This window comes from Thermomonospora catenispora (genome assembly GCF_006363815.1).
Classification (GTDB): domain Bacteria; phylum Actinomycetota; class Actinomycetes; order Streptosporangiales; family Streptosporangiaceae; genus Thermomonospora; species Thermomonospora catenispora.
This window is the reverse complement of record NZ_RRYT01000033.1, coordinates 16,969-42,040: the sequence shown is the minus strand read 5'-3', so window position 1 is coordinate 42,040 and position 25,072 is coordinate 16,969. Positions and strand designations below refer to the sequence as shown.

General features: G+C 70.9%; 20 protein-coding genes, 1 tRNA gene and 2 CRISPR repeat arrays. Of the genes, 15 read left to right on the top strand and 6 right to left on the bottom strand.

Going from position 1 to position 25,072, the window contains the following annotated elements:
* Positions 1-14 precede the first annotated feature (14 nt).
* Positions 15-473, bottom strand: coding sequence for a GatB/YqeY domain-containing protein (locus EIO00_RS20345; RefSeq protein WP_140181384.1), 459 nt, complete (start codon positions 471-473; stop codon positions 15-17).
* A gap of 131 nt (positions 474-604) precedes the next feature.
* On the opposite strand from EIO00_RS20345, the gene EIO00_RS20340 reads away from it, so the two are divergent.
* The 9 genes from EIO00_RS20340 to cas2e all read left to right on the top strand — a co-directional run bounded on the left by EIO00_RS20340 (position 605) and on the right by cas2e (position 13,178).
* On the top strand, positions 605-1,507 hold the full coding sequence (locus EIO00_RS20340; protein ID WP_241661485.1) for a metallophosphoesterase: 903 nt from the start codon (positions 605-607) through the stop codon (positions 1,505-1,507).
* A 94-nt stretch (positions 1,508-1,601) separates the two neighbouring features.
* Positions 1,602-1,675: transfer RNA gene (locus EIO00_RS20335), tRNA-Pro, on the top strand.
* 295 nt (positions 1,676-1,970) lie between these two features.
* Positions 1,971-3,493: direct repeats of the CRISPR family, unit length 29 nt; unit sequence CGGATCACCCCCGCTCGCGCGGGGAGGAC.
* A 172-nt stretch (positions 3,494-3,665) separates the two neighbouring features.
* Positions 3,666-6,512: a CRISPR-associated helicase Cas3' gene (gene cas3 / locus EIO00_RS20330; protein ID WP_161602762.1), complete on the top strand. Its 2,847-nt coding sequence runs from the start codon at positions 3,666-3,668 to the stop codon at positions 6,510-6,512.
* 501 nt (positions 6,513-7,013) lie between these two features.
* Positions 7,014-9,182: a type I-E CRISPR-associated protein Cse1/CasA gene (casA, locus tag EIO00_RS20325; RefSeq protein WP_206664213.1), complete on the top strand. Its 2,169-nt coding sequence runs from the start codon at positions 7,014-7,016 to the stop codon at positions 9,180-9,182.
* Between the two features lie 35 nt (positions 9,183-9,217).
* The gene (cas7e, locus tag EIO00_RS20320) at positions 9,218-10,414 is read left to right on the top strand and encodes a type I-E CRISPR-associated protein Cas7/Cse4/CasC (RefSeq protein ID WP_140181376.1); all 1,197 of its coding nucleotides are present in this window, start codon (positions 9,218-9,220) and stop codon (positions 10,412-10,414) included.
* Positions 10,411-11,241, top strand: a complete 831-nt coding sequence (gene cas5e, locus EIO00_RS20315) for a type I-E CRISPR-associated protein Cas5/CasD (RefSeq protein ID WP_140181374.1) — start codon at positions 10,411-10,413, stop codon at positions 11,239-11,241. Before cas7e ends, cas5e begins: the two co-directional genes overlap by 4 nt.
* Entirely contained in the window at positions 11,238-11,882 is a 645-nt protein-coding gene (gene cas6e / locus EIO00_RS20310; protein WP_140181372.1) for a type I-E CRISPR-associated protein Cas6/Cse3/CasE, read from the top strand. The genes cas5e and cas6e overlap by 4 nt, the downstream gene beginning before the upstream one ends.
* Positions 11,879-12,862 carry a type I-E CRISPR-associated endonuclease Cas1e gene (gene cas1e / locus EIO00_RS20305; protein WP_140181370.1) on the top strand — a complete coding sequence of 328 codons (984 nt, stop codon included), beginning with the start codon at positions 11,879-11,881 and terminating at the stop codon, positions 12,860-12,862. Before cas6e ends, cas1e begins: the two co-directional genes overlap by 4 nt.
* A gap of 1 nt (position 12,863) precedes the next feature.
* Positions 12,864-13,178 carry a type I-E CRISPR-associated endoribonuclease Cas2e gene (gene cas2e / locus EIO00_RS20300; protein ID WP_140181368.1) on the top strand — a complete coding sequence of 105 codons (315 nt, stop codon included), beginning with the start codon at positions 12,864-12,866 and terminating at the stop codon, positions 13,176-13,178.
* A 21-nt stretch (positions 13,179-13,199) separates the two neighbouring features.
* Positions 13,200-14,449: a CRISPR direct-repeat array (repeat unit 29 nt; unit sequence GTCCTCCCCGCGCGAGCGGGGGTGATCCG).
* Between the two features lie 207 nt (positions 14,450-14,656).
* Here cas2e and EIO00_RS20295 read toward each other — a convergent pair.
* Complete coding sequence (locus EIO00_RS20295; protein ID WP_140181366.1) at positions 14,657-15,196, bottom strand: pyridoxamine 5'-phosphate oxidase family protein; 540 nt, start codon at positions 15,194-15,196, stop codon at positions 14,657-14,659.
* Positions 15,197-15,455: 259 nt separating this feature from the next.
* Positions 15,456-16,085, bottom strand: coding sequence for a TetR/AcrR family transcriptional regulator (locus EIO00_RS20290; protein WP_140181364.1), 630 nt, complete (start codon positions 16,083-16,085; stop codon positions 15,456-15,458).
* A 147-nt stretch (positions 16,086-16,232) separates the two neighbouring features.
* Here EIO00_RS20290 and EIO00_RS20285 point away from each other — a divergent pair, with 147 nt between their 5' ends.
* Complete coding sequence (locus EIO00_RS20285) at positions 16,233-17,129, top strand: hypothetical protein (protein WP_140181362.1); 897 nt, start codon at positions 16,233-16,235, stop codon at positions 17,127-17,129.
* Positions 17,126-18,400 (top strand): methyltransferase family protein, encoded by a 1,275-nt coding sequence (locus EIO00_RS20280; protein ID WP_140181360.1) that lies wholly within the window; start codon positions 17,126-17,128, stop codon positions 18,398-18,400. Before EIO00_RS20285 ends, EIO00_RS20280 begins: the two co-directional genes overlap by 4 nt.
* Positions 18,401-18,535: 135 nt before the next feature.
* On the opposite strand, the gene EIO00_RS20275 is transcribed toward EIO00_RS20280, so the two are convergent.
* Positions 18,536-19,357, bottom strand: coding sequence for an acyl-CoA thioesterase (locus EIO00_RS20275; RefSeq protein WP_140181358.1), 822 nt, complete (start codon positions 19,355-19,357; stop codon positions 18,536-18,538).
* 150 nt (positions 19,358-19,507) lie between these two features.
* On the opposite strand from EIO00_RS20275, the gene EIO00_RS20270 reads away from it, so the two are divergent.
* Together EIO00_RS20270 and EIO00_RS20265 are read left to right on the top strand one after the other, a co-directional pair.
* Complete coding sequence (locus tag EIO00_RS20270) at positions 19,508-20,467, top strand: DUF1963 domain-containing protein (RefSeq protein ID WP_206664212.1); 960 nt, start codon at positions 19,508-19,510, stop codon at positions 20,465-20,467.
* Between the two features lie 262 nt (positions 20,468-20,729).
* Positions 20,730-20,951, top strand: a complete 222-nt coding sequence (locus EIO00_RS20265; protein WP_161602761.1) for a hypothetical protein — start codon at positions 20,730-20,732, stop codon at positions 20,949-20,951.
* Between the two features lie 591 nt (positions 20,952-21,542).
* Here EIO00_RS20265 and EIO00_RS24270 read toward each other — a convergent pair.
* Positions 21,543-21,683: a hypothetical protein gene (locus tag EIO00_RS24270; RefSeq protein ID WP_161602760.1), complete on the bottom strand. Its 141-nt coding sequence runs from the start codon at positions 21,681-21,683 to the stop codon at positions 21,543-21,545.
* 446 nt (positions 21,684-22,129) lie between these two features.
* Between EIO00_RS24270 and EIO00_RS20260 the strand changes: the two genes are divergently transcribed.
* Positions 22,130-22,537, top strand: coding sequence for a MerR family transcriptional regulator (locus EIO00_RS20260; protein ID WP_140181354.1), 408 nt, complete (start codon positions 22,130-22,132; stop codon positions 22,535-22,537).
* Between the two features lie 161 nt (positions 22,538-22,698).
* Here EIO00_RS20260 and EIO00_RS20255 read toward each other — a convergent pair whose 3' ends face one another.
* A complete protein-coding gene (locus EIO00_RS20255) occupies positions 22,699-23,331 on the bottom strand; it encodes a TetR/AcrR family transcriptional regulator (protein ID WP_140181352.1) in 633 nt (210 codons plus the stop codon).
* Positions 23,332-23,437: 106 nt separating this feature from the next.
* On the opposite strand from EIO00_RS20255, the gene abc-f reads away from it, so the two are divergent.
* The gene (gene abc-f, locus EIO00_RS20250; protein ID WP_175596290.1) at positions 23,438-25,063 is read left to right on the top strand and encodes a ribosomal protection-like ABC-F family protein; all 1,626 of its coding nucleotides are present in this window, start codon (positions 23,438-23,440) and stop codon (positions 25,061-25,063) included.
* Positions 25,064-25,072: the final 9 nt, after the last annotated feature.

Below are 25,072 nucleotides of genomic sequence, written 5' to 3'. Positions count from 1 at the left end.
GCGTCCGCACCCGGTCAGGAGGAGGCGAGCTGACGCTTGACCTCCGCGGCCACCCGGGCGCCCTCGGCACGACCGGCGACCTTGGGATTGACGGCCTTCATGACCTGACCCATGGCGCGCGGGCCGGAGACGCCGAGCTCCGCGATGACGGAGGCCACCAGGGCGCTCAGCTCCTCATCGGTCAGCTGGGCGGGAAGGTAGGCCGACAGCACCTCGTGCTCGGCCCGCTCGGCCTCGGCCTGCTCCTCGCGCCCCGCCTTGGCGAACGCGTCGGCGGCCTCCCGGCGCTTCTTGGCCTCACTGGTGAGCACCTTGATGATCTCGTCGTCGGTGAGCTCCCGGACCTTGTCGCCGGAAACCTCCTCATTGCGCACCGAGGTCAGGGCCATCCGCAGGGCCCGGGTCCGCACCGGGTCACGGGCCTTCATCGCGGCCGCGAGGTCGGCTTCCAGCCTCTCCTTGAGGGCACTCATGCCCCACATCATGCCCAGGGGGACACGGCGGTCTCATCTGTATTTGATCTGTTGTGCCGCACCGTTCGGCAGAACACCACATCTCTGACAGCATGGGAGGGTCGGGAAGGTGCCGGCCCGTAGGAGAGACCGTGCGCAAGCTACACGCCGTACCGCTGGGAGTGGCGGCCGCGGGAGCCGCCACGTTCGGCTATGCGTCGGTGGCTGAGCGGAACTGGTTCCGCCTGCGGCGCTTCACCGTGCCCGTGCTCGACAAGGGCAAGCCGTCGATCAAGGTGCTGCACATCTCCGACGCGCACCTCACCCCCGGCCGCAAGCGGCTGATGCGCTGGGTGCGCTCCCTGGCCGCCCTCGAGCCCGACCTGGTCGTCAACACCGGCGACACCATCTCCCACCCCGACGCCATCGGGCCGTTCCTGGACGCCCTCGGCCCCCTGCTGGACCGCCCCGGCGTCTTCGTGTACGGCTCCAACGACCTGTACTCGCCGGCCCTGAAGAACCCCCTGCGCTACATCTGGCGCACCAGCAAGCAGGACTACGCCCGCGAACGCCGCACCCCCGACCTGCCCTACCGCGAACTGGGCGCGGCCCTGACGGCGGCGGGCTGGCTGGAGCTCAACAACCGCATCGGCCGCCTCAAGATCGGCGACCTGGACGTGGAGTTCGGCGGCATCGACGACTCCCACATCGACCGCGACCGGTACGACAAGATCGCCGGCCCGGTCGACCCCCGCGCCGACGTCCACATCGGCGTCATGCACTCCCCGGAGCCCCGCAACCTCGACCGCTTCGCCGCCGACGGCTACGACCTGCTCCTGGCGGGCCACACCCACGGCGGGCAGGTCTGCGTCCCCTTCTACGGGGCGCTGGCCACCAACTGCGGCATCGACCGCCTCCGGGTGAAGGGCCTGCACCGCCACAACGGCGCCTGGCTCCATGTCTCCGCCGGGCTGGGCACCTCCCCGAAGGCCCCGTTCCGCTTCTGCTGTCCTCCCGAGGCCTCCCTGCTCACCCTCGTCCCCCGCACCTCCTGATCCACCTCCCCCCGAAAATCGGAACGCACCACCCCCAACCATCCGCTAGACTCGACGAGGCGACGGGAGGACGAAGCTCTCCCGTAGCGACCACCGGGGTGTAGCGCAGCTTGGCAGCGCGCTTCGTTCGGGACGAAGAGGTCGTGGGTTCAAATCCCGCCACCCCGACACTGGTGAGAGGCCGGTTCCCTGACGGGAGCCGGCCTCTCGCTTTGCGTGCGGCGACGACCGTGGGTGCTGATCGCCACCGCCTGTTGGCCGGACTGCTCGCCGACAGGCTCAGGGAAGCTTGGACGTTTGTGCGGGCAGCTCCTTTGGTGCCGGGGCGGTTCCGCTCAATGCTCTGAAGCCGCCGGCAGCTCTGTTCCCGTGGGAAGACGACCCAGCGGTGATGCGCACGTCCAGACCACTCCCGCCCGAACAGAGAGAACTCCGGCTGGGTGGAGCTGGGCGGCATGACCGGCGGATCACCCCCGCTCGCGCGGGGAGGACAATGCCTTGTGCAGGGGCCTCGTACCTGCAACCGGATCACCCCCGCTCGCGCGGGGAGGACGGAGCGGCATAGACGTCCGGCAGGACCAGCGGCGGATCACCCCCGCTCGCGCGGGGAGGACGGCTGGGGGAGGTCGCCCGCGCCGCCGACGCCGCCGGATCACCCCCGCTCGCGCGGGGAGGACGTGAACGAGATCCGCCGAGACCTGAACGTGGGAGGATCACCCCCGCTCGGGCGGGGAGGACCACCGGATCGAGGGCGGAGACAACCANGTGAACGAGATCCGCCGAGACCTGAACGTGGGAGGATCACCCCCGCTCGGGCGGGGAGGACCACCGGATCGAGGGCGGAGACAACCAGGCGCACGGATCACCCCCGCTCGCGCGGGGAGGACGTAGGCCAGGTCGTCGGCGGCGAGGATCGCGTCGGATCACCCCCGCTCGCGCGGGGAGGACACCTCGGCCCCCCTGCTGCCGGTCGAACGTCTCGGATCACCCCCGCTCGCGCGGGGAGGACCAGCCCGCCCACATCGACTCATGGGAGGGCGACGGATCACCCCCGCTCGCGCGGGGAGGACGTGCTGGCCGGGAGGGAGCTGCCAGCCCTGGCCCGGATCACCCCCGCTCGCGCGGGGAGGACAGGGCGGCCAGCAGCCGCTCATCGGCCGCGGCCGGATCACCCCCGCTCGCGCGGGGAGGACCAAGGAGCTGCGCGCCTGGCTGCGCGGCAAGGGCGGATCACCCCCGCTCGCGCGGGGAGGACGCCTCTTGGGCCGCAGGTCGAGCGTGTGGCGGCGGATCACCCCCGCTCGCGCGGGGAGGACACCGAGCAGAGGATGGTGTTGATGCAGGTGGACGGATCACCCCCGCTCGCGCGGGGAGGACATCGTGCGGGCCAGGCCGGTGATCTTCTCCACCGGATCACCCCCGCTCGCGCGGGGAGGACAACGCACGGCCACGCGTGGATATCGCCGGTGTCGGATCACCCCCGCTCGCGCGGGGAGGACAGCCGGAGACCCAGATGCAGATCGCCACCCGGCGGATCACCCCCGCTCGCGCGGGGAGGACCTCCCTCTCCAAGTCCCCATACACCTAGGCATCGGATCACCCCCGCTCGCGCGGGGAGGACCGGCTTGTCCGACGACCCGGCGTTCCTGTTCATGGATCACCCCCGCTCGCGCGGGGAGGACGGCGCGCGCAAGCTGCTCCGCTGTCCGGCGCGGGATCACCCCCGCTCGCGCGGGGAGGACGGAACGGCCTGCGCGGCCAGCTCCTCGGCGGACGGATCACCCCCGCTCGCGCGGGGAGGACTCTATGCCGTGCTGGGCGTTGTCGTTCAGCGTCGGATCACCCCCGCTCGCGCGGGGAGGACCTGAAGCGCCTTGACGCGCTCGCCGGAATCGCCGGATCACCCCCGCTCGCGCGGGGAGGACGACCACAACCACGCAACCGGAGAGATCCGGGGCGGATCACCCCCGCTCGCGCGGGGAGGACACTTGCTGACCTGGGCCTCCAGATCGATTTTACTGATCTGTGACCTTTGTGGGGCAGAGCGGTGGGCGGTCTGGCACGAGGGGAGTCTATGCGCCCCGGCGATTTTGTCGGTGGTGTGTGGTCTAGTTGCCCTGCAGTCAAAGTTGCGACTTGTGCGGCGGGGTTCGTTCCTATGGATGATCTCGACGGAGATTCTCTGCGGCCTGTTGATGCGCGGCTGTGGGGCAAGTGTGACGGGCTGCCAGGGCCTTACCCGGTGGTCTGCCATCTCATCGACACGGCGGCGATGGCCGGGGCGCTCTGGGATGCATGGGCCGCAGGGCTGGGAGTTCTGCGTGCGGATGTGCTCGGCGAACGCATCGCTGCGCACATGAGGAGCCTTGTATGCTTTTGGGCTGGTTTGCACGATATAGGCAAGATATCGCCGTCGTTTCAGGTCCTGGTCGATGACCTTTATCAGAGGCTGGTCACAGAGTCCCCTGAATACGGCGAAGACCACGCGGAACCCGGCCTGCGTCATAACGAGGTGACGCAGTGGGTGCTGGTCGAGATCTTCCGAGAGCTGGGCTATCGCGCTGACGACAGCGTGCGCCGGGACGTCGGGCATCAGATCGCACAGCTCCTCGGCGGGCATCACGGGCGGTTCTGTCCTGCGATAGGGCGCCGCTCGGAGCTGCGTGCCCCCCGATCTTCTCGTCCCGGCATAGGCAAAGGCGTCTGGGAAGAGCAGTGCCGCGCGCATGCGGTCGTGCTCCGAGAACTGACCGGTGCTCGTGAGGTGCTGCATGAACGCCTCCCCGTGCCGGCGGCGATCGTGGTGCTCGGCATCGTGATCGTGGCGGACTGGCTGGCCAGCCAAGAATCGTTCATCACCGCACGGATGCCGGGTCCGACCTGGACGGCTTCTCCGGATGAGTTGCGCGCGCATTGGGAGCGGGCGGTGGCCGATGCCCCGCGGGTGGTGCAGGAGGCCGGGTTGGGGCGTGGCCTGCTGGCGGATCGGACCTTCAAGGAGCTTTTCGGCTTCGATGAGCCGAATTCTTTGCAGGCGTCGGTCATGAAGGAGTTGCCCGACCTGGTCAACGGCCCCGGCCTGCTGCTGTGCACAGCCCCTCCGGGCGACGGCAAGACGGAGACGGCGCTGTACGCGGCAGGGGTGCTGGCCCGAGCCAGTGACGCCAACGGACTGGGGTTCTGCCTGCCGACGATGGCGACGACCGACGCGATGCACAAGCGGGTCGCGCGATTCGCCGAGCGGGCTCTGCTAGGGGACGCCGCGCTGACCAAGGTTCACAGCATGGCGTGGCTGTCGTCAGGCTCGGCAGGCGATGCGGCCGCCGGCGCGGCCGACGGCGGCGAGGTGATCACCGATGCGCAGGCCTCGACCGAGGCGGCGCAATGGCTGCACGCCGGCCGGCGGGGCCTGCTCGCACCGCTGAGCACGTTCACCATCGATCAGGGGCTGGCCGGGGTGCTGCCGGTGGAATACAACGCCCTGCGTCTGATGGCGACAGCGGGCAAGGTCATGGTGATCGACGAGGCCCACTCCTATGACGCCTGGATGCACGCCCTGCTGTTGCGATGGCTGGAGTGGCTGGGGGCGCTGCGGGCACCCGTGATCCTGCTGTCGGCCACGCTCACCGGTGAAACGGCGCGTTCGCTGGTCGAGGCCTACATGCTCGGGGCCGGACACACGATCTCTCAAGAGCTGCGGCCTCGCTATCCGGGATGGCTGTTCGCCGACGCTGTGACCGGGACCGTGCACTCTCCCCGGGAGGTGACCAGCGAGCGGGAGCGCGTCGTCGCCTTCGAGACGGTGCCGGTGTGTCGGGGCGGGGATGCGGCTCAGCCCGAGCACCGGCTCGCGGTCATCAGGAAGCTGCTGGAAAACGTGGTCGACGGCGACCGCGGATGCGTCCTGGTGTGCTGCACCACCGTTACCGAGGCCCAGGACACATACCGCCACCTCGCCGACTGGTTCCGCCGGGTGGAGGAGAGCGGTGGACGACCCCCTGCGCTACGGCTGCTGCACTCCCGATACCGGGAACGCGACCGGGCCGCGATCCTTGACGCCTGTGAGCGGGACTTCGGCAAGAAAGGGGCGCGTCCCCGCACGGTCCTGGTCTCCACACAGATCGTCGAACAGTCGCTGGATTTGGACTTCGATCTGCTCATCACCGACTTGGCGCCCATGGCGCTGCTGTTGCAACGCTCGGGCAGATGCCAGCGGCATCGCGACGAGCGCGCCGACCTCCATCACGCCCGCCGTCCCGAGTGGGTCGGCTCGCAACCCCGTGTGATCGTGCTGGATCCGGTGGATGAACGGGGGGAATTCACGGTGCCCGAGGAGTGGGGCGAGGTCTACGACGAATCCCTCCTGCATCGCACGAGTGAGCTGCTGCGCGAACGCGGCGGCGAACCGGTCAAGATCCCAGGCGACGTGCAGGAGCTTGTCGACGCGGTCTACGCCGAGAACTTCGCGACGGTGACTCCGCTGAACGACGCCACTGCACGCCGGATCGCTCGAGCGGACGCGCGACGCCTCGCCGATGAGGCCGCTCAGCGAGGGACCGTGAAGCTGGTCGCGATCCCTTCACCCGACGACGGGCGGCTTCGCAACCTGCACAACCTCATCGAGACGCAGGTCGAGATGGACCCCGCACTGCTCACCACTCGGCTGGGTGCCGACTCCGAACGCGTGGTGTGCGTCTATGAGCAACGCCCCGGCGAGTGGACGCTGGATGAAGCAGGCCAGGTGCCCGTGCCCGGGATGAAGGGGCGGTCACGGGTGACCCGTGATCAGGCGCGCGTGATCGCCGAGTACATGATCCCGGTCCCTGGGCGGTACTTCGGCGAGGGAACCGAACTGCTGAAGACACCGCCCTCGTGGAAGAAGAACGTCGTCCTGCGTGACTGGAAACTGCTGCCGATGCGACGTGCCTCCGATGGCGGCTGGTATGGCCGGATGCGGCCAGGGCGGGTGACTTATCGTGCGGATTCGGGACTTCAACTCATCTAACCATAACAACCTTGCTAGCGTAAAAGCGACCGAGGTCATCGGGGTGTGCCCCCTCTAGGCACCTCGGTGCACCCCCGCCTTCGCGGGGAAGTGTTGCGACTGCGGATTCTCTGCCCATGACAACCGGGCCACCCCCGCTGAGCAGGGAATTCGAGACTTCGGCCGGTGGCGCCGCACCTGACCCTCACGGGCGGCGACCGCCCGCGAGCCGTGCCTGCGCGGAAAGCTCTGCCCACCGGTGACCTGGGCTTTCCGTCCAAGGACTCGGACGACGTCCACCGGATGAGCCGTCTCCCGCACGAACGGGAGGTTCCAGACCAGCTTACTGGACCTTTTTCGGTCCGCCATTTCTGCAGATCACGGGAGAGAGCCTGCGGCCACGACGCTGCGGTGACTGGAATGCCGTACGAACCGTGCACTGCGAGGCACGACGCTCCCGGGTCTGCGACAAGCATTGAAAAGGGCCCACTGATCGGCCCCTGCACAAGGAAGGGGGCGTTCGTGTCATCGGACGTCAGTTTCGACGTGGCCCTGGGCCCGTGGGCGGATGTCCGCTGGAAGGAGGCAGGTCCCGATCGCCCGTCCCGACTCGGCCTGCGGGACCTGCTCGTGCACGCCCATGAGATAGAGGCGCTGGCCATCACCCCTCCGCCCGCCCTGTCGGCGGTGTACCGCCTGCTGTACGCGCTCACCGCCCGCGTCACCGGGCTGGACGAAAGCCCTGACGGGCTCGATGACTGGCTGGACCGGCGTGTGGAGATCTTCGGCGAGCCCTTGGATCCCGCCGCCGTTGACGCCTACTTCGCAAAGTACGAAGGCAGGTTCGACCTGTTCCACCCGGAGCGGCCGTTCCTGCAGGACCCCAGGCTGGCCGACCCGAAGGTGTGCCCGAAGAGCGCCGGAGTGAACAAACTGGCCCTGGGGCGCCCTGCGGGCAACAACCCGGTGTGGTTCGGCCATCACTGGGACGACTCGCCTGTCCCCCTGTCAACGCCTGAAGCGTTCCTGTCACTACTGGTCTGGCTCTACTACGGCCCCGCCGGCCGATGCTCCACCCGCACACATGCCGACGTCACCGCGGCGGATGTGCACGCCGGCCCCTTGCGAAAGAGCCTGTCCTACCACCCGGAGGGCGGCACCCTTTTGGAGACCCTGCTGGCCGGGCTGACTCCACCGCCCGACGGGCTTCGCAGGACAGACGACCCCTGCCCCTGGGAAGTGCCCGAGCTGCCCGACCCGCTGGCGCCGCCGCGCACCCCCGACCCTTACCCGGGGCCCTGCAGCCGTCTGACCGGTGGCTGGCAACACGCGCTGCTGTTGATCCCCGACACCACCGGGCAGCACGTCACCGACGCCTACATCACCTGGGGCCGCCGCGAGAAGCAACCCCCCACCGGTGACGCCTACGTGATCCTCCAGACCAGCAAGCAGGGCAATCTCTATGCACGCCCCGCCGATTCTGGACGAGCTCTGTGGCGCGACCTGGACGGCCTGCTGGATCTGCCCACCACCGCCACCGGCACGCGCCCGCGGCGCCCTGCCGTGTTCGGCACCGATCTGGACGAGCTCGGCTCCTTCAAGGTCCGTGCCCTGGGTTTTGAACAGGACGGCAAGACCGAAGACACCCAGTTCGTCTCGGCCGTCACCCCGCCGCTGCTCTTCCGCATCAACGACGAGGACCCCGCCACCGCTCGCCGCATCGGCGACATGCGGACAGCGGGCGAGCTATACGGCGACCGCCTCGACAAAGCTGTCAAACAAGCCTGGAAGGCCATCGTCAAAGACGAGCCCGAGGAGTACGCCTGGGCGGAGCAAGCCGCCGCCGTGTACTGGCCGAAGGCGGAAGAGATCTTCTGGACGCGGATGCGCAACCAGGACTACGACCGGTACAGGCAGTCGTTCCTCAGTGCGGCCACCTTCGCCTTCGAGCAGGTCACTCAGAGCCACATCCGCGGTGTCCGCACCGCCCGCGCCATCGAGAAAGCCCGCTTGGAGCTTTACGGCGGTGCCCGCAAGGCCAACAGGAAGAACCGCCGCTCCACCCCACCACCCTCGACCGCTCGGCAGGAAACCATGACCGCTCAGCAGACGACCACCGTCCATCCCTCCTTGGAGAGGCCCCGCCGGTTTGTCGCCGAGGTCTTCAGACTGTGCGAGGACCCCGGGAAACGCGCCGCCCTGCGCAGCGGCCTGGGCCGCCCCCTGGACGAGTGCCACCGCATGCACAAGGTGATCGCCGCGAGGGTGCCCGAAGAAAGGGAGACCGTCCAGCGCGCTTACTACGCGATCGCCGCCATGATCGCCTCACTTCCACCACAGGCCCGAGGCGAACCGCCCGCCGACGCCCTCACCGGCCGCAACCTCGGACAGTGCCTCGCCGAGGGCGTCAACCGTGGAGCCCTCCGCGAAAGCGCCGCCGAAGCCCGGCTGGACCTGCTCACCCGCCAGAGCGTGGACGGCCTGCACCGCCACCTGCCCGCGGTGGTCCGGATCCTGGCGGACCGGTCCTCGGCCGTCGACTGGGCTCAGCTCCTGCTGGATCTGGCCAGGTGGGAGGACGATCGCGACCGGATCACGCGCCGCTGGCTGCAGGCGTTCTACCGCACCCGCTTCAAGGACGAACTCGCAGCCGCCCAGGAAACGGACGACGGCGGACACGACGCTCAGTGACCCCTTTTCCGAATCCCTGAAGACTGGAGCCCTTCATGACCACGATCCCCGGCCGTTTCATTGAAGCGCACATCATCCAGGCCATCCCCTTCGCCAACCTCAACCGGGACGACACCAATGCCGTCAAGACCGTCACGTGGGGCGGCAAGGAGCGCACCCGGGTCAGCAGCCAATGCTGGAAGCGGGCCATGCGCCTGTACCTGCAGACCTCCCTCGGGCACGAGGCCACGCTGCGCACCCGCCGGCTGCCCGAATACCTCGCCCGCCACCTGCAGGAGAAGCACAACTGGCCCTCCGACCTGGCCGAACGCGCAGGACGGCACGTGGCGGTCGCCAGCAGCGTCGGCGGCGAGGCCCCCAAGAAGAAGGCCGACAAGGAGACCGGCGGCACCAGTGAGCACTGGTCCACGGCCGCGATGGTCTACATCCCCGTCTCGGCCATCGCCGAACTGGCCGAGCTGGCCATTCAGTACCGCGAAGCGCTGGAGAACGCCGAAGAGCCCAAGGACTCGGCCAAGTTCAGCCGCAAGAACAGCGTCATCCCCACCAGCGAGGTCGATGAGATCCTCTGCCGCCGCAACGGCATCATCAAGCTGTTCGGCCGAATGCTCGCCCAGGTTGACGACGCCCAGGTCGACGGCGCCGTCCAGGTCGCCCACGCGTTCACCACGCACGCCGTCAGCGCCGAGATCGACTACTTCAGCGCGGTGGACGACGTTACCGACATCTGGGGCGACACCACCGGCAGTGCCCACACGGGCTATGCCGAGCACAGCGCCGGAGTGCTCTACCGCTACATCGTTCTCGACGTGAGCGACCTGCACGCCGGCCTCGGCGAAGGGCTCGACGACACCCGGGAGCTGGCGGCCGGTCTCCTCAAGGCGGCGCTGCTGTCCCTGCCCCGGGCCAAGAAGAACTCCACCGCCCCCAACACCATCCCGCATCTGGCGCACCTGACCGTCCGTACCGACCGGCCGGTCTCCTACGCCGGCGCCTTCGAAAAGCCGGTGCGCGCCGACCGGCACGGCGGGCACAGCGATCCGTCGGTCGTCGCCTTGAACGACTACGCCGCTGCCGTGCAGAGGCTGCTGGGGACGAGCGGATGCCGGTATGCGGCCCACGCGACCCTCTCGCAGGAGGAAACCGAAGCGCTGGGGGAAAGGGTCGACTCCTTCGACGAGCTGATCGAAGGGGCGCTGGCCACCGCTCTGGGTGTGCGGGAGACCAAGTGAACGCACCTCCCACGACGGGCTTTCTGCTGCACCTGAGCGGGCCGCTGCAGTCGTGGGGGGAGCGCTCCCGCTTCAGCCGGCGGGACACCGCCACCGCCCCCACCCGCTCCGGACTCATCGGCATGATCGCCGCTGCCTTCGGTCGGCGCCGTGAGGAGGCTGTGGCCGACCTGGCGGCCCTACGGTTCACCGTACGGATCGACCGTCCCGGGACGCTGCTGCGCGATTTCCACACCATCGGCGGCGGGATGCCTCGCGACCTCACGGTGATCACCGCCGAGGGCAAGCGGCGTGAGCGGGGAAAAACCACCGTCATCTCGGAGCGCTACTACCTGCAGGACGCCGCGTTCACCGTCGTCGTCACCGCGGATGACCCGGCCCTGCTGGACCGCTGCGCCCAGGCCCTTCGCGCCCCGTGCTGGCCGCTCTACCTGGGCCGCCGGTCCTGCCCGCCCAACGCTCCGCTCCTGCTCACCGTCCTGCGCACAGACCCGACCGCAGCCTTGATCGGCTTTCCCCTCGCCCGGACGGCCCCGCATGACCGAAGCGACGTCCTGATCGAGTTCCGCAGCGACACCCCGTTCGACGCTCCCGCGTGGCCCGCCGACCTCATCGTCCCGGAGGACGAACAGGTCTACACCGAAGCCCAGGACGAGCCGATCTCCTTCGAACCCCACCACCGGCGATTCCAGAGCCGCCCCGTCCACCGACGGCACCTGCGTCTGCCCGCACGGCAGTGCGCGGGACGAGGCCTCGACTACCTCACCAAGATCATTGACCACCTCGAGTCCGAGCAGCCCAGCGAAGATCCCCCGACGTCGCCATGAACACCGAACTGTGGATCACTCAGATCATCCCCGACCCACGCGACCGCGCCGCCCTCGATGACCTGCGGGACGTCGTCCGCCTGCACCGGCGCATCATGAGTCTGTTCCCGGACGGTCTGGGCCCCGACGCCCGCCGACGGGCCGCCGTCCTGTTCCGCCTGGAAACACGGCCCGCCGGGGCCATGATCCTGATGCAGAGCGCCATCGAACCCGCTCTGGAAAAGCTTCCCGCCTCCTACGGAACCGCTCGCTGCAAATCCCTGAACCCGCTGCTGAGCAGACTCCATGAAGGGGCGAACGTCCACTACCGGATCGTTGCCAACGCCACCCGCAAGCTCGGCAGGAACACCACCGCCGGCCGTCCCAAACAGGTCGTTCCGCTTCAAGGCGCCGAGGCCGACGAATGGTGGCGACGCCAAGCCGACACCGCCGGCCTCGTCCTGCGCAGCCTGCACAGCAGGCGGCTCGACGACGGCACCGGCAGGCGCCCGGACAACAGCCGCGTCACCCACGCCCGCACCCAGTTCGACGGCACCGCCACCGTCACCGATCCCAAAGCCCTTATCGACCGGATCTGCACCGGGATCGGACGCGGCAAAGCCTACGGCTGCGGACTTTTGACCATCGCCCCAGCACCATGAGCATCACCCCGCCACGCAACGCCCGTCAGCGGCTGGCCGCACCCACCGCAGCCATGCTGCCGCGCATCGGCGACTCGCTGTCGTTCCTCTACATCGATGTCGCCCGCATCGTCCAAGACGACACCGGCGTCAAAGCCTTCTTCCAACTCGGCGAGGAGCAACGCCGAGTCGCCCTGCCCACCGCCGCGCTGGGCTGCCTCCTGCTCGGCCCGGGTGTCTCCATCACCGCCCGTGCCCTCTCCACCCTGGCCCGCCACGGCACGACCGTTGTCTGCACCGGGACTGCAGGAGTGCGCTGCTACGCAGCCAACGTCCCCGACTCCCTGCCCACCCGCTGGCTGGAACTCCAAGCCCGGGCCTGGGCCGACGACGCCGAACGCACCGCCGTCGCTCATCGCATGTATCTGCGCCGGTTCGGTGAGACAGCCCCTGCCGACGCTCCCATCGCCCGGCTGCGCGGCATGGAGGGGCAACGCATGAAGGCCCTCTACCGCCTGCACGCCCGACAGCACGGGCTCCGCCCCTTCAAACGCTCCTACAACCCCGAGGACTGGGACGGCCAGGACCCCGTCAACCGGGCCTTCTCGGCTGCCAACGCCTGCCTGTACGGCATCGTCCACGCCGCCATCAACGCCATCGGCTGCTCACCGGGCCTCGGCTTCATCCACACCGGCACCTCTCACTCGTTCGTCTACGACATCGCCGACCTCTATAAGGCCGAGCTGACCGTTCCTCTCGCTTTCTCTCTCCACGACGCCTCAGACCCCGAAGGTCAGGCCCGCCGGTCTTTCCGCGACGGCCTGCGTCTCTTTCGCCTTCTCCCGCGCATCGTCGCCGACATCCAATCCCTTCTGGACCCCGATGACGGCACTCGCCGGGAAGACGCCGAGGAGGCCGCCGAGGAACTCGTCGACCTGTGGGACCCCGACTTCGGGCGCCTGGCCGGCGGTACCAATTACGGACACGACTACGACGACTGACATGGCCACCATGACCGTCATCGCCACCACCGCCATCCCCGACCACCTACGCGGGGCCCTCACTCGCTGGATGATCGAACCAGCACCCGGCCTCTATGTAGGCAGCCTCTCCGCCCGCGTGCGCACTGAGCTGTGGGCGGCCGTCGCCGCATCTGTCGGTGATGGCGCTGCCGTTCTTCTCCATCCCGATGCCAACGAGCAGGGTTACACCCTCCGCACCGCCGGCCAACGCCGTCGAACCCCCATCGACTTCGATGGCTTGACCCTCATTGCCCTCAACCCCGCCGAGCCGGATAACGAATCAGTAAACCTCTAGCATCGTCCCAGGTCAGAAAGTGTCCTCCCCGCGCGAGCGGGGGTGATCCGTTCCGCCTGACTAGCGGGTCTTGGAGCTTCCTGTCCTCCCCGCGCGAGCGGGGGTGATCCCTCGCATAAAACGTCAAGCTCGATTCCTCAGCGGTCCTCCCCGCGCGAGCGGGGGTGATCCGGGGGCGCAGGGCCGCGACCTGTCCGGCGGGTGGTCCTCCCCGCGCGAGCGGGGGTGATCCGCGGTGAGTCGCTCCAGCTGTGTCCACCGGCGCGTCCTCCCCGCGCGAGCGGGGGTGATCCGCACATCACCGAGCGCACCGCTCGCCATGCCCTGTCCTCCCCGCGCGAGCGGGGGTGATCCGTCTCCGCAGCCGCGTTAAGGCGGTACACCGCAGGTCCTCCCCGCGCGAGCGGGGGTGATCCGTGCCGACCGGACTCCGTCCGTTCGGCGAGCCAGTCCTCCCCGCGCGAGCGGGGGTGATCCGTCTACGTGGATGATCGGCCGGGTCGGAGTTCCGTCCTCCCCGCGCGAGCGGGGGTGATCCGGAGCAGCTGGCGGGCAGCGAGCAGGAGCTGCTGTCCTCCCCGCGCGAGCGGGGGTGATCCGGACCAGCAGACATGAGCGTGTATGAATTCCCCGTCCTCCCCGCGCGAGCGGGGGTGATCCGATCCGGTCGCGTTCGCGCTGGATGTCACTCCGGTCCTCCCCGCGCGAGCGGGGGTGATCCGCCTCATCCGCCTCCGCCGCACCAGCAACGGCAGTCCTCCCCGCGCGAGCGGGGGTGATCCGCCGAGGCCGGGCGAATATTTCACCTGGCCGTCGTCCTCCCCGCGCGAGCGGGGGTGATCCGCGAACTTGTCACGGAGCGTAGTCACGAAGGCGGTCCTCCCCGCGCGAGCGGGGGTGATCCGCCAGCCCGCCATCGCCGAGCAGATCCGCGCCGGTCCTCCCCGCGCGAGCGGGGGTGATCCTCCATGCTGGCGCGGGTAGACGCCAATGGGCGTGTCCTCCCCGCGCGAGCGGGGGTGATCCGCAAGCTTCCAAGCTTGCTTGCTTAGTCGAGGCGTCCTCCCCGCGCGAGCGGGGGTGATCCGGGGTTGGGGAGGGCTTTGACCCCCAGCAGCGGGTCCTCCCCGCGCGAGCGGGGGTGATCCGTACCGGCTGGTGCGGGCGGCGGCGGACCTGGCGTCCTCCCCGCGCGAGCGGAGGTGATCCGATCCCACCGTGCTGGGAGCAGCACTCCGACCTGTCCTCCCCGCGCGAGCGGGGGTGATCCGGCCGTCGACGAGCCGATCCGGCGGCTCAAGCTGGCCTCCCTGCGTGAGCGGAATGGGCCGATAAGCGGTCTCAGCTTTCGCTCTGGGGAGGGAGAGTTCAGAGAGATGACCCAGTAGGTGCCGGTTCTGGTGGCTCTGTGGCCTTGCTGTACGTAGGCAGCCTTGAGTTGAACGTTGCGCGGCATCCATTTGGATGCAGGTCGTCCCTCAGCTCTCCCGCAACCCATCGTCGGCCGCGTGCCGTCCGTCGGCGCCGTTCGCGCCCTGGCGTTCCCGCATCAGGTCCTCGACGGCCTGGGGGAGGGTGGTCTCGAAGTCCAGCAGCTTCGCCCAGTCCGGTTCGACGGTGATGACGGCCATCCGGTCGTACAGGTCCCGCACTCCCTGCTCCCAGCTCTCGAAATGCTCGGCCGGGACCGACTTCCGGGCCGCGTCGATGTAGGAGTCCGGCACCTCGTCGACCATCTCGACCCGTGCCGTGCCGCGGATCAGCAGCGCCCGCGGCGGCCATTCCCGTTCGGTGTCGATGGTGAGCGCCACATGCGGGTTCCGCCGCAGCGCCTGCACCTTCGGCGATGCCGGCACGGTGGCCATGACCATGTGCTCGCCGGTCCACCAGAACCCGACCGGGATCACCCGGGGCGCACCGTCGAGGCCGATGTAGGCCAGTCGTGCGGGGATCGGCGAGTCCAGCAGCTCGCGTGAGATCGGGCTGGCCAGCACCTCGGCGACGTCGTGGCGGTTCATGCCCGCCTCCCTCGTCGGTCGGCCCCTCCGTCCGGCACGGTCGCCGGTCCGGATGGTCCGGCCGTGCGTTCTCGACAACAGTGACGTGCTGGTCCTTCCCTGAGGGCGGGACCGGAACCCGGAGGGCGCCGTTTCGAGGGCCGGTGTCACATGCGGGCCCGGCGGCCCTCCGCGCGATCGGCCGTTGCGGCGCATGCGCCGGCGGCGCGGCCGGGGCGTGCCCGGACGGGGTGGAGCGCCGGGCGGCGGCGCGGATGTTTCACGGGGAACCAGAGCCTTTGGAGCGGCGGGGAAGGCGCATGGTGAGCAGGCGGGCGCGGGGGGCGACGCGGGCGGCCAGGGAGAACAGGGCGTCGGTGCGGGTGCGGTCGGCGTCCAGGTGGGTGAACAGGTTGACGCCCATGTAGAAGGTGAGGGCGGCGTAGGCCAGTTCGCGCGGGGGCAGCAGCCTGCCCAGCGGGGTGCCGCCGATGACCCGCTCCAGGTTCTCCTCGATGAAGTCGATCCACGGTTCGGCCCGGGCGGTGATCTCGGCGCGCAGTTCGGGGCGGCTGATGGCGGCGCCGACCAGTTCGGTGAACAGGGTGATGTGGCCGCCCTCCAGATCGGCGCGGTAGATGGCGGTGGCGGCCTCGACGAGGTCTTCCAGGGTGTGCGCGGCGGCGACCAGCGGGCGATAGGCCTCCATGCGTTCCTGGGCGGAACGGTCGAGCGCGGCGAGCAGCAACTGGTCGACCCCGCCGAAGTGGTAGAAGATCAGCGCCGAGTTGCAGCCGGCGGCCTTGGCGATCGTGCGGGCGCTGGTGCCGGCGTACCCCTCGGTGCGCAGCGTGTCGGCGGCGGCCTGCAGCAGGCGCTCTCGGGTCTCGGCGCTGTTCTTCCCGCTCAAACGCTCTCTCCTGGACCGGTGGTCGGGGCCTCCTTCATCATACGGTTTAATCGACTGATTAAATCGATCGATCAATCAGTGCCCCGGCCGCCGCACGCCCGGATCTTCCGGCCGCGCCACGGCCCTGGCCCGTGAAGGGAGACGTCCGTGGTCGTGCCCGATCCCCGCAGTCGGCGGTCCGCTCGCCGCACCCTCGCCGCCGTCGTGGCCGCCCTGTTCGCCGCGATCCTCGCCTACAAGATCCTTCACGCCGGCCGGCTGGAGCAGACCGCCCTGTTCTACGTCGGCATCCCCGCCCTGATCGCGTTGACCGTCGTGACCACCGCCCGGCCCCGCAGCACGACCGGCACCATCACCGCCGCCATCACCGTCGGCCTGGCCCTGGCCGGACCCCTGCTCGACGAGGGGGTCGTCTGCCTCGTCTTCTCCGCCCCGCTGTTCTACCTGGTCGGCGTTCTCGTGGGTCTCGCGGCCGACTACGTCCGCCGGCGGCGCGGCATGCAGGCCCTGCTGGTGCTGCCGCTGCTGCTGGCCGGTGTCGAGGGCGCCGAGGCCTCCCTGCCCCGCGGGGGAGAGGTCACCGTCAGCCGCACCGCCCCCGCCGGCACCGACCTGCACGCCGCTCTGGCCGCCGCCCCCCGTTTCGGGCCCGTCCGCTCCCGCCTGCTGCGCCGGGGGTTCCCCCGCCCCCTGCAGGCCACCGGCACCGGACTGCGCCCCGGCGACGTCCGCCGCATCACCTTCACCCCCCGCCGATCCCTCGGCATCGGCTCCCGCCCCACTCCTCGTTCCATGGAGCTGACCGTCGCCCGCACCGCTCCGGGCCTGGCCGTCTTCACCGTCACCGCCGACACCACCCTGGCCCGCTGGATCCGGCTCACCGAGGCCGAGTTCCGCTGGAACGGCCCCCGCCTGACCGTCACCCTGCGCTACCAGCGAACGTTTGACCCCGCCTGGTACTTCGGCCCCCTCCAGCGGTACGCCATGCGGGAGGCCGCCGCCTACCTGGCCGAGACCTTCACCGCCCCGGCGGGCCTGCCGTGACCGACCCCGCGCTCGTCCGTGCCGTCGCCCTGTTCGTTCCGGTGCTGGCCGTGGCGGCGCTGTTGCGGTGGCGGCCGCCCGGGCGGGCCGAGATCGCCGCTGTGATCCTGGGAACGGGCTGGAACGTTCTGGCGCTGGCCGTGGTCAACGCCGTGGCGCTGCGCGTCGGCTGGTGGCGTTTCCACGTCGAGGGCGGCGCCGTCGCGGGCGTCCCGGTCGATCTGCTGCTGGGCTGGGCCGTGCTGTGGGGCGGCGTCGCGGTCCTGGCCCTGCGTCGGCTGCATCCGCTGCTGGTCGGTGCTCTGGCCGTGTGGCTGGATCTGGCGGTGATGCCGCTGGGGGAACCGGTCGTGCTGCTGGGGCCGTCCTGGCTGACCGGGGAGGCGGTGGCGGCCCTGCTCGCGCTGGCGCCGGGGCTGCTCCTGGCGCGGTGGACGCTGACCGGGCGCCGCCTGATGGCACGGGTGGCCATGCAGGGCGTCGTGGCGGTCGGGCTGATGGCGGCGCTGCCGATCGCGTTGAGCGATGTCCCCGAACGCCCCGTCTGGGCGCTCGGCCTCGTCGCGCAGGCGCTGCTCGTGCCGGCCGCCGTGGCCGCCGCGGCCGTGGGCGAGTTCGCCCGCGCCGGCCGCGGCACCCCGCTGCCGTACGATCCGCCCTCCCGCCTGGTCACCACCGGCCCTTACGCCTATCTGCGCAACCCCATGCAGACCGCCATGACCTTGACCTACTTGATCGTCGCTCCGCTCGATCCGGTCTTCCTGCTCGGCGCGGCGGTCGCCGTGTCCTACGGCGCAGGCCTGGCCGCCTGGCACGAGGAGGAGCAGTTGCGCGCTCTGCACGGCCCGGCCTGGACCCGTTACCGCGCCGCCGTCCGGCCCTGGCTGCCGCGGCCGCGCCCCTGCCTGGACACCGCTCCCGCCGTGCTGTGGATCGCCGGCGGGTGCGACCGGTGCAGCCCGCTCGCCGCCTGGATCGCCCGCCGCTCCCCGGTCGCCCTGGAGGTTCGGGACGCCGAGACCCACCCGCGGGGACTTCGTCGCATGGCCTACGAACGCCTCGACGGGGTCCGGGCCGAGGGCGTCGCCGCATGGGCCCGTGCCGTCGGCCATCTCCACCTGGGCTGGGCCCTGCTCGGCTGGATCCTGCTGCTGCCCGGCGTTCTCCAGTTCGCGCAGCTGTGCGCCGACGCCTTCGGCGCCGGACCCGCCCTGCACCCTGTGGGGGCGGTGTCCGAAGGCCCGTCGGGCGCCGCCGACGGGGCGTCCTGAGCAGAGGGTCGGCGTGTCCGGCGGCGTCCGGTCCGCTGACCGGCGCGGGCGGGCGGCGGTGTGCGGCGCGCGGATGCCGTGCGATCGCCGTGACGCCGCCCTCGGCGGCCGGGGGCGGCGAGGGCGGGCGGGTGGTCAGTCCTTGAAGTAGACCAGCTGGTGGGTGGAGGCCAGCAGGGTGCCGTCGCGGCCCCACAGGTGGGCCGTCTGGTCGAAGTAGCCGCGCGAGAAGCGGTGGGCGCGTGCGGTGGCCAGGATGTGCTCGTCGCCCTGGGCCGCGATCTCTTCGGCGTCGGCGTGGAAGTAGACGGTGAGGGAGATGGTGCCGGCGGCCATGAACCGGCCGCGGCGCAGGAACACCCGCGGGTAGAACACGTCGGCCAGCGCCGTCAGCGCCGGGAAGTCCAGGGGGCGGGCCGGGGTGTCGCGCACCCACAGGGTCGTGGTGGAGTCCGGGTGCTCGGCGCCCTCCTGCTCCGGGACGGCGCCGTCGACGAACCGCATCTCGTAGTTGCGGGCCCAGGCGATGAAGTCGGGGAAGCCTCCCACGGGGACGGCGTCCGGCGGCGGCGCCGAGGGCATGGCGGGCTCGGTGTCCGACCAGGTGTCGCGGCGGGTGCCGAACACCGCGGTGGCGGTGGTCGTGACGTTGCCGTTCTGCGTCAGTTCGAGCGTCCAGTGCTGGGTGGTGCGGTTGGTGCGCGCGGCCCGCACGGTGATGTCGAAGTCGCCGTCGGCGATGGGGGCGGCGTAGTTGACGGTGAGGGCGACCGGGTCGCCGAGCCGGTCGGGGCGCTGCTGGACGGCGTGCACGAAGGCGGCGGCGGTGATGCCGCCGAAGGGGCCGACCATGTTCGCGTACTCCGGCCGGGTCCGACCCCGCATGCGGTCGTCGGCCACGGGGGTGAGCGCGATGGCCGCGTCGAACGGGTGCGGTGGGGCGTCGGTCTCGGTCACGTGGTCTCCTCACGGCGGCACGGGGTTCCGGTCATGCCGGATTTATGTATGACAACCTACATAGGACCGATCTCGGGAGGGGGAGCGGGCCGGTGCGCCGGCCGTTCGGCGCATGCCTGCCTCGGGGCGCGGCGGGCTTAGTCTGCGGTCATGTCGATCTCCCCCTCCTCGCCCTCGGCCGGCAACGGTCATCTGCTGCCGCGGGATCTGGACGCGATGCTCGTTGCGGCCGTGCGCGAGGAGATCGAACTGCCCGACCGCGAGGTCGCCGATCTCACCGACCGGATCCGCGCCCTCGCGCGCCCGGCCTGGCTGCTCGGCCCGGGGCACGACGCGCAGGACCCGCCGGCCGTCGGCGGCTCGCGCATCGGCGGGCTGCCGGATCTGCCCGAGGACATGTCCTGGCCCACCGTCCGCGTCGCCCCCGGCGAGGAGGTCGCGCTCGCCTTCACGGCGCAGATCGACCTGGCCGAGGTGCCCGGCGCGGCGGACGCGGGGTGGCTGCCGGCCACGGGCCGGTTGTGGTTCTTCTTCGACGAGGACCGCACCGGTGTCGAGCCCGACCATGTCGTGCTGTACTCCGACGCGCCCCCGGAACGGCTGCGGCCCACTCGCCCGCCGGCCGGCCTGAGATGTCTCAACGAGGCCGACACCGGCCCCGACCTGGACCGTCCGGTGCCCGTGCGGCCGCATCGGTCGGTGTTCCTGATCGGGAACCACCAGACCGGATGGCACGGCGAGGCCTATGAGCGGCTCGCCGAGGAGCTGGATGAGCGTCTCGGCGAGGACGGGATCGGGTTCGAGCTGCTCTACGACGTCCAGCGGCGGCTGCGGCATGCGGCGGTGGGGGACCGGCCGTGGGACGCCATGCTGGTGGGGCGCCCCACCCCCTGCCCGCCGCCCGGCGGCTTTTGCCCCTGCGGCCGCTTCGCCCCGGGCGACACCCCCGGTTACGACACGGTGGAGGGGCCGTGCGCGTGGGCGAAGGAGGCCCTGCTCGTGCTCTATGACCTGTGGGGCGACGGTCCTTTGGTGTTCACGGCGGACGCCACGATCCCTCCGCCCGCCGGCGAGGGGCGCTGGTCCGGCACGGAGGCGTGGGTCTACTAGGGCGCGTCGGTGTGGCGTCCCGTCCCGGCGGGGCGGGCGCGGCGGCCTGCCGGAGAGGCTGTGGGCGATGCGGGGGAGGCGCTGTCGTCTATCTGCTGCGATAGCACCGTGTTACCGCATGCTGCCGTAGCGGAACTGCGGGCGGGGGAGTCTCGTCGTACCGGGTGCAGCGCGTACTCCTGTGGAGCGAACGGTGAGCAGGCGACCTGCACCCAGGCGGGATCGACGAGCCGACCGTCCCCCGCGATGCGAGCGGCGCCCCGTGGTCGTCGCCGCGATCACCAGCGCCATGTCGGTGCTGTTGTCGATGCTGTCGGGTTTCTCTGAGATGCCTTCCCTGCATCAGGTGGTCGCTGCGCTCGGGAGCAGCGGCCTGGCCGGCTACAGCATCCTGGCGGCCTCTCAGGCGTCGGTAACAAAAAAAACCCTTGAATTCTGCAACATGCCACTCCGCCTGCCGGGAATTTCGCGCACGGCAGATTAGGTCTCGGCGGAGAACGAGAAATCAAAGTGCCAGGTGCGGCCGGGGTGGGGTTTCCGCAGGTCGAAGGGTGGCCGAAGGGGCGGTCGCGGGGCGAGGGCGAAGCCCGTGAAAGGGGCGTGCAGAAATAGGTCGGGGTCGGCCTCCTTTTCTCGCCGGCCCCCCCTTTTGCGGGGGTGTCTCGCCCGTTCGGGCCCTCCATCGTTCGGTGTGCCGGGCGGGCCGTTCGGCCGAGGAGGCGTCGGCGCCGGGAGGCGCGGCTGCGGGGGTGTGGGCGTGGCGTTGCGGCCGGGTGATCGAGGGATGCGGGCGCCGTGCCGATGGTGCGGGTGAGAGGCGTTCCCGTGTTCGACCCGGAGCATGAGGCTCTTGCGCGCTTCCGGCCGGCGGGAACGGCTTCCGGTGCAGTCGGAGCCGCCTGAGGCGCCCTCAGGCCGCCGAGCCGGTGAGGCCCGGCCCGCCGGGTTCTGCGTGCCTGCATGCGAGCGCGCATGCGTGGCCCGCGGATGTTCTCGATGGCCGCAGGTGAGCGGGGTGGAAGGGCCCCAGCCCCCCGACCTGCTCAGGTCTTCTGGGGTGTGAGGCCCTTGGCGTTCACAGAAGAGGGCCGAACGGCCCGCCGGAGCGGAGCCACTGGAAGCCCACCCACAGACCGGTCTTGATCACCTCAAGACCGATCCGGATGCGCCAGTACCAGCCCGACCCGTTGTCTCTCCTCTTCTCGGGCTCGCCCATGGCGGACGCCTCCTCTCATCCGGCCGGTTCAAGGGGCGGCAGGCCTGCCTTACAGCCCTCCGGTGACCGCCGGAGGGCCGAGAAGGGAGCGCTGACACATAAGAGAGTTTACATGAAAACTTGCATGATGGATTGCGCTGTCGCTCCCTTGTGAGAAGGGAGTGGGATCGCGCTCCGAACGGGAGAGGATCTGGCGGGATGCGGCGCGCCGATCGGCCCCTGCGGGCCCCTGGAGACGGGCTGGATCGAGCGGGGCATGCCGGGCGCCCGAAGCGGGCCCGGTCGTCGGACGCGGCTTCGAGGACTCCGGGAGACCTCGGCGGAAGGCGGTGAGGGGCGCCTCGGCCCGGGGAGGCCCGCGACCGCCGGGAGGTCGCCGGGGAGAGTCGCCGGGGAGAATGGCGTGGGTGTCGGGTTCGGGCCCGGGGACGGGAGCGGAGCGGGTGATGCGGATCGGTGAGCTGGCCCGGCGGACCGGGGTGAGCGAGCGTTCGCTGCGCTACTACGAGCAGCAGGGGCTGTTGACGTCCACGCGCACTCCCGGCGGTCATCGCGAGTATCCCGAGAGCGCCGTCGACCGGGTCATCCGCATCCAGGAGCTGTTCGCGGCGGGGCTGTGCAGCAAGAAGATCGCCCAGCTGCTGCCCTGCATGCGGGACTCCGACGGCGGTCCCTCCGAGATCGCCACGCCCCGGCTGGTCGCCGATCTGATCGAAGAGCGCGCCCGCATCGACCGGATGATCAACGACCTGCTCCGGTCGCGGGAGGTCCTGGACGAGGTGATCGCCGCGGCCTCGCGCGGCCTCCCCCGGCCCGACTCCGAGGCCGACGTCGAGGCCGCCCGCGAGTCGTGACCTCGGCCGCCAGACGGCCTCCGGGCGGCCCGAGGCCGTCTGCGTTCTGATCTTCGCGTTTCCGCGCCCCGGGCGGCCCGTCCGGGGCGCCGTCGGCCTCGCCGCGGGGCTGGCGTCCTCATGGCGTCCTCATGGCGCGGCGGGGCGGCGGCGTCGTGCGGTCAGGGGCGGGCCTCGGCGGGCGGGGCGGAGACGCTGAAGGCGCCGCCGGCGGCGGCCTTGGCGATGGAGCGGGCGGTCTGAGCGGGGAGGCGGGGGTCGGGCGGGGTCCGCAGGAGGACGAGGTGGTGGTAGAGGGGGGCGGTCGCGGCGATGAGGAGGGCGCGGGGGTCGGTGTCCCGGGGGATCTCACCCCGGCGGACGGCGCGGTCGACCAGGGGTTCGCAGCGGGTGTAGCGGTCCTGCCACAGGCGCCGGAGGGCGCGGGCGGCCTCCTCGGAGCGGAACGAGGCGGCGATCAGGGCCGTGGTGATCGGGGGGTCGGCGGTGAGGGCGTCGAAGATCTCCTGGTTGAGGGCGGTCAGGTCGTCTTCCAGGGAGCCGGTGTCCGGGGGTCGCCAGTCGTCGTCGCTCGTCTCGTCGAGGACGTCGGCGAGCAGGCCGCCCACATCGCGCCAGCGGCGGTAGACGGTCGTCCGGTGGACGCCGGCGCGGGCGGCGACGGCGTCGATGGTGAGCGCGTCGTAGCCGTGTTCGACGAGCTGGGCGCGGACCGCCGCGAGGACCTGGGCGCGGACGCGGGCGGTGCGGCCTCCGGGGCGGCGGGCGGGGGTTGTGCTCGAGGCGGGCGACATGCCATCATCTTAATGCAACAGTTGTCGCATTAATGGAGTCGTCCGATGGTCCTCCGAAGCGTTCGCCCGGTCTCGTGCCCGTCCTCGAATGCTTCGGAGTGCCTCCATGCCCACCCAGCTCACCCTGCTCGCCGTCACCAAGGCGTACCGGGGGCGGCCCGTCCTTGACGGGGTGACCTGCTCGTTCCCCGTGAACGAGCGCACCGGGATCGTCGGGGAGAACGGTTCCGGCAAGACCACCCTGCTCCGCCTGCTGGCCGGACGGGAGCGCCCCGACCAGGGGGAGGTCATCGTCCGGGCCGACGGCGGCGTCGGCCACTTCGCCCAGGACGGGCGTCTGGATCCGCGGCTGACCGTGCGGCAGGTCATCGACCGCGCCCTGCACGAGCTGCGGTCGATCGAGGAACGGATGCGCCGTCTGGAGACGGCGATGGCCGACGGTGACGAATCGGTCCTGGCCGAGTACGGCGACCTGCTGACGGTCTTCGAACTGCGCGGCGGCTATGAGGCCGACGCCCGGGTGGAACGCGCCCTGCACGGCCTCGGCCTGGGAGGGCTGGACCGCGACCGCGCGGTGGGCGGCCTGTCGGGCGGCGAACGGGCCCGGCTGCGGCTGGCGGCCGTCCTGGCGGCGGGGCCGGAGGCGCTGCTGCTGGACGAGCCGACCAACCACCTCGATGACGACGCACTGACCTGGCTGGAGGAGCATCTGCGGGCCCGCCGCGGCACCACCGTCGTGGTCGCGCACGACCGGGTCTTCCTGGAACGCGTCGTGACCGGCCTGGTGGAGGTGGACGCCGATCGGCGGAACGTCGCCTGGTACGGCAACGGCTATGCCGGCTACCTGGCCGAGAAGGCGGCGGCCCGGCGGCGCCGGGAGCAGGAGCACGACCGGTGGCGGGAGGAGGTGGCGCGGCTCCGTGAGGCCGCCGCGACCACGGCCCGCCGGGTCGCCCCGGCCCGGGAGCGGAAGGACGGCGACAAGATGGCCTACGACCGGGCCGGGGGCCGGGTCCAGCGGGCCGTCGCGAGCCGGGTGCGCAACGTCGAGGAGCGCCTGCGCCGTCTGCTGGCCGATCCGGTGCCCCCACCGCCCGAGCCGTTGCGCTTCACGCCGTCGTTGCGCGCCGAGCGGTCGGAGGGGGTGGTCCTCGACGCCGCCGACGTGCGGGTGGACGGGCGGCTGGGGCCGACGAGCCTGACCCTCAAGGCGGGCGGGCGGCTCCTCATCAGCGGCCCGAACGGGGCGGGCAAGAGCACCCTGTTGCGCGTCCTGGCCGGGGACCTGGCCGCGGACGGCGGACGGGTGACCCGCCGGGGGCGCGTCGGCCATCTGCCGCAGGATCCGGTGTTCCCCGAGCCGGGCGAGCCGTTGCTGCACGCGTTCGCGCGCGGCAGGCCCGGACCGCCCGCCGACCACGTCGACCTGCTGCTGTCGCTGGGATTGTTCGGACGCGATCTGCTGACGGTGCCGGTGGGACGGCTGTCGGCGGGGCAGCGGCAACGCCTGGCCCTGGCCCGCCTGGTCGTCGAACCGGCCGACGTCCTGCTGCTCGACGAGCCCACCAATCACCTCTCGCCCGCTCTGGTCGAGGAGCTGGAGGCCGCCCTGGACGCCTATCCCGGCGCCCTCGTCGTGGTCAGCCACGACCGGCTGCTGCGCCGACGCTGGCGCGGCGATCACCGTCACCTGTCCGCGCCCGGCGCCGCGGCGCGCCGGGACGGCCCATGACCCCTTCCT

Excerpts from the sequence above, each read along its gene's own strand:
- EIO00_RS20345 (WP_140181384.1), bottom strand. The coding sequence starts at position 473 with ATGAGTGCCCTCAAGGAGAGGCTGGAAGCCGACCTCGCGGCCGCGATG.
- cas3 (WP_161602762.1), top strand. The coding sequence starts at position 3,666 with ATGGATGATCTCGACGGAGATTCTCTGCGGCCTGTTGATGCGCGGCTG.
- cas7e (WP_140181376.1), top strand. The coding sequence starts at position 9,218 with ATGACCACGATCCCCGGCCGTTTCATTGAAGCGCACATCATCCAGGCC.
- cas6e (WP_140181372.1), top strand. The coding sequence starts at position 11,238 with ATGAACACCGAACTGTGGATCACTCAGATCATCCCCGACCCACGCGAC.
- cas1e (WP_140181370.1), top strand. The coding sequence starts at position 11,879 with ATGAGCATCACCCCGCCACGCAACGCCCGTCAGCGGCTGGCCGCACCC.
- cas2e (WP_140181368.1), top strand. The coding sequence starts at position 12,864 with ATGGCCACCATGACCGTCATCGCCACCACCGCCATCCCCGACCACCTA.
- EIO00_RS20295 (WP_140181366.1), bottom strand. The coding sequence starts at position 15,196 with ATGAACCGCCACGACGTCGCCGAGGTGCTGGCCAGCCCGATCTCACGC.
- EIO00_RS20270 (WP_206664212.1), top strand. The coding sequence starts at position 19,508 with ATGTCGATCTCCCCCTCCTCGCCCTCGGCCGGCAACGGTCATCTGCTG.
- EIO00_RS24270 (WP_161602760.1), bottom strand. The coding sequence starts at position 21,683 with ATGGGCGAGCCCGAGAAGAGGAGAGACAACGGGTCGGGCTGGTACTGG.
- EIO00_RS20260 (WP_140181354.1), top strand. The coding sequence starts at position 22,130 with ATGCGGATCGGTGAGCTGGCCCGGCGGACCGGGGTGAGCGAGCGTTCG.
- EIO00_RS20255 (WP_140181352.1), bottom strand. The coding sequence starts at position 23,331 with ATGTCGCCCGCCTCGAGCACAACCCCCGCCCGCCGCCCCGGAGGCCGC.
- abc-f (WP_175596290.1), top strand. The coding sequence starts at position 23,438 with ATGCCCACCCAGCTCACCCTGCTCGCCGTCACCAAGGCGTACCGGGGG.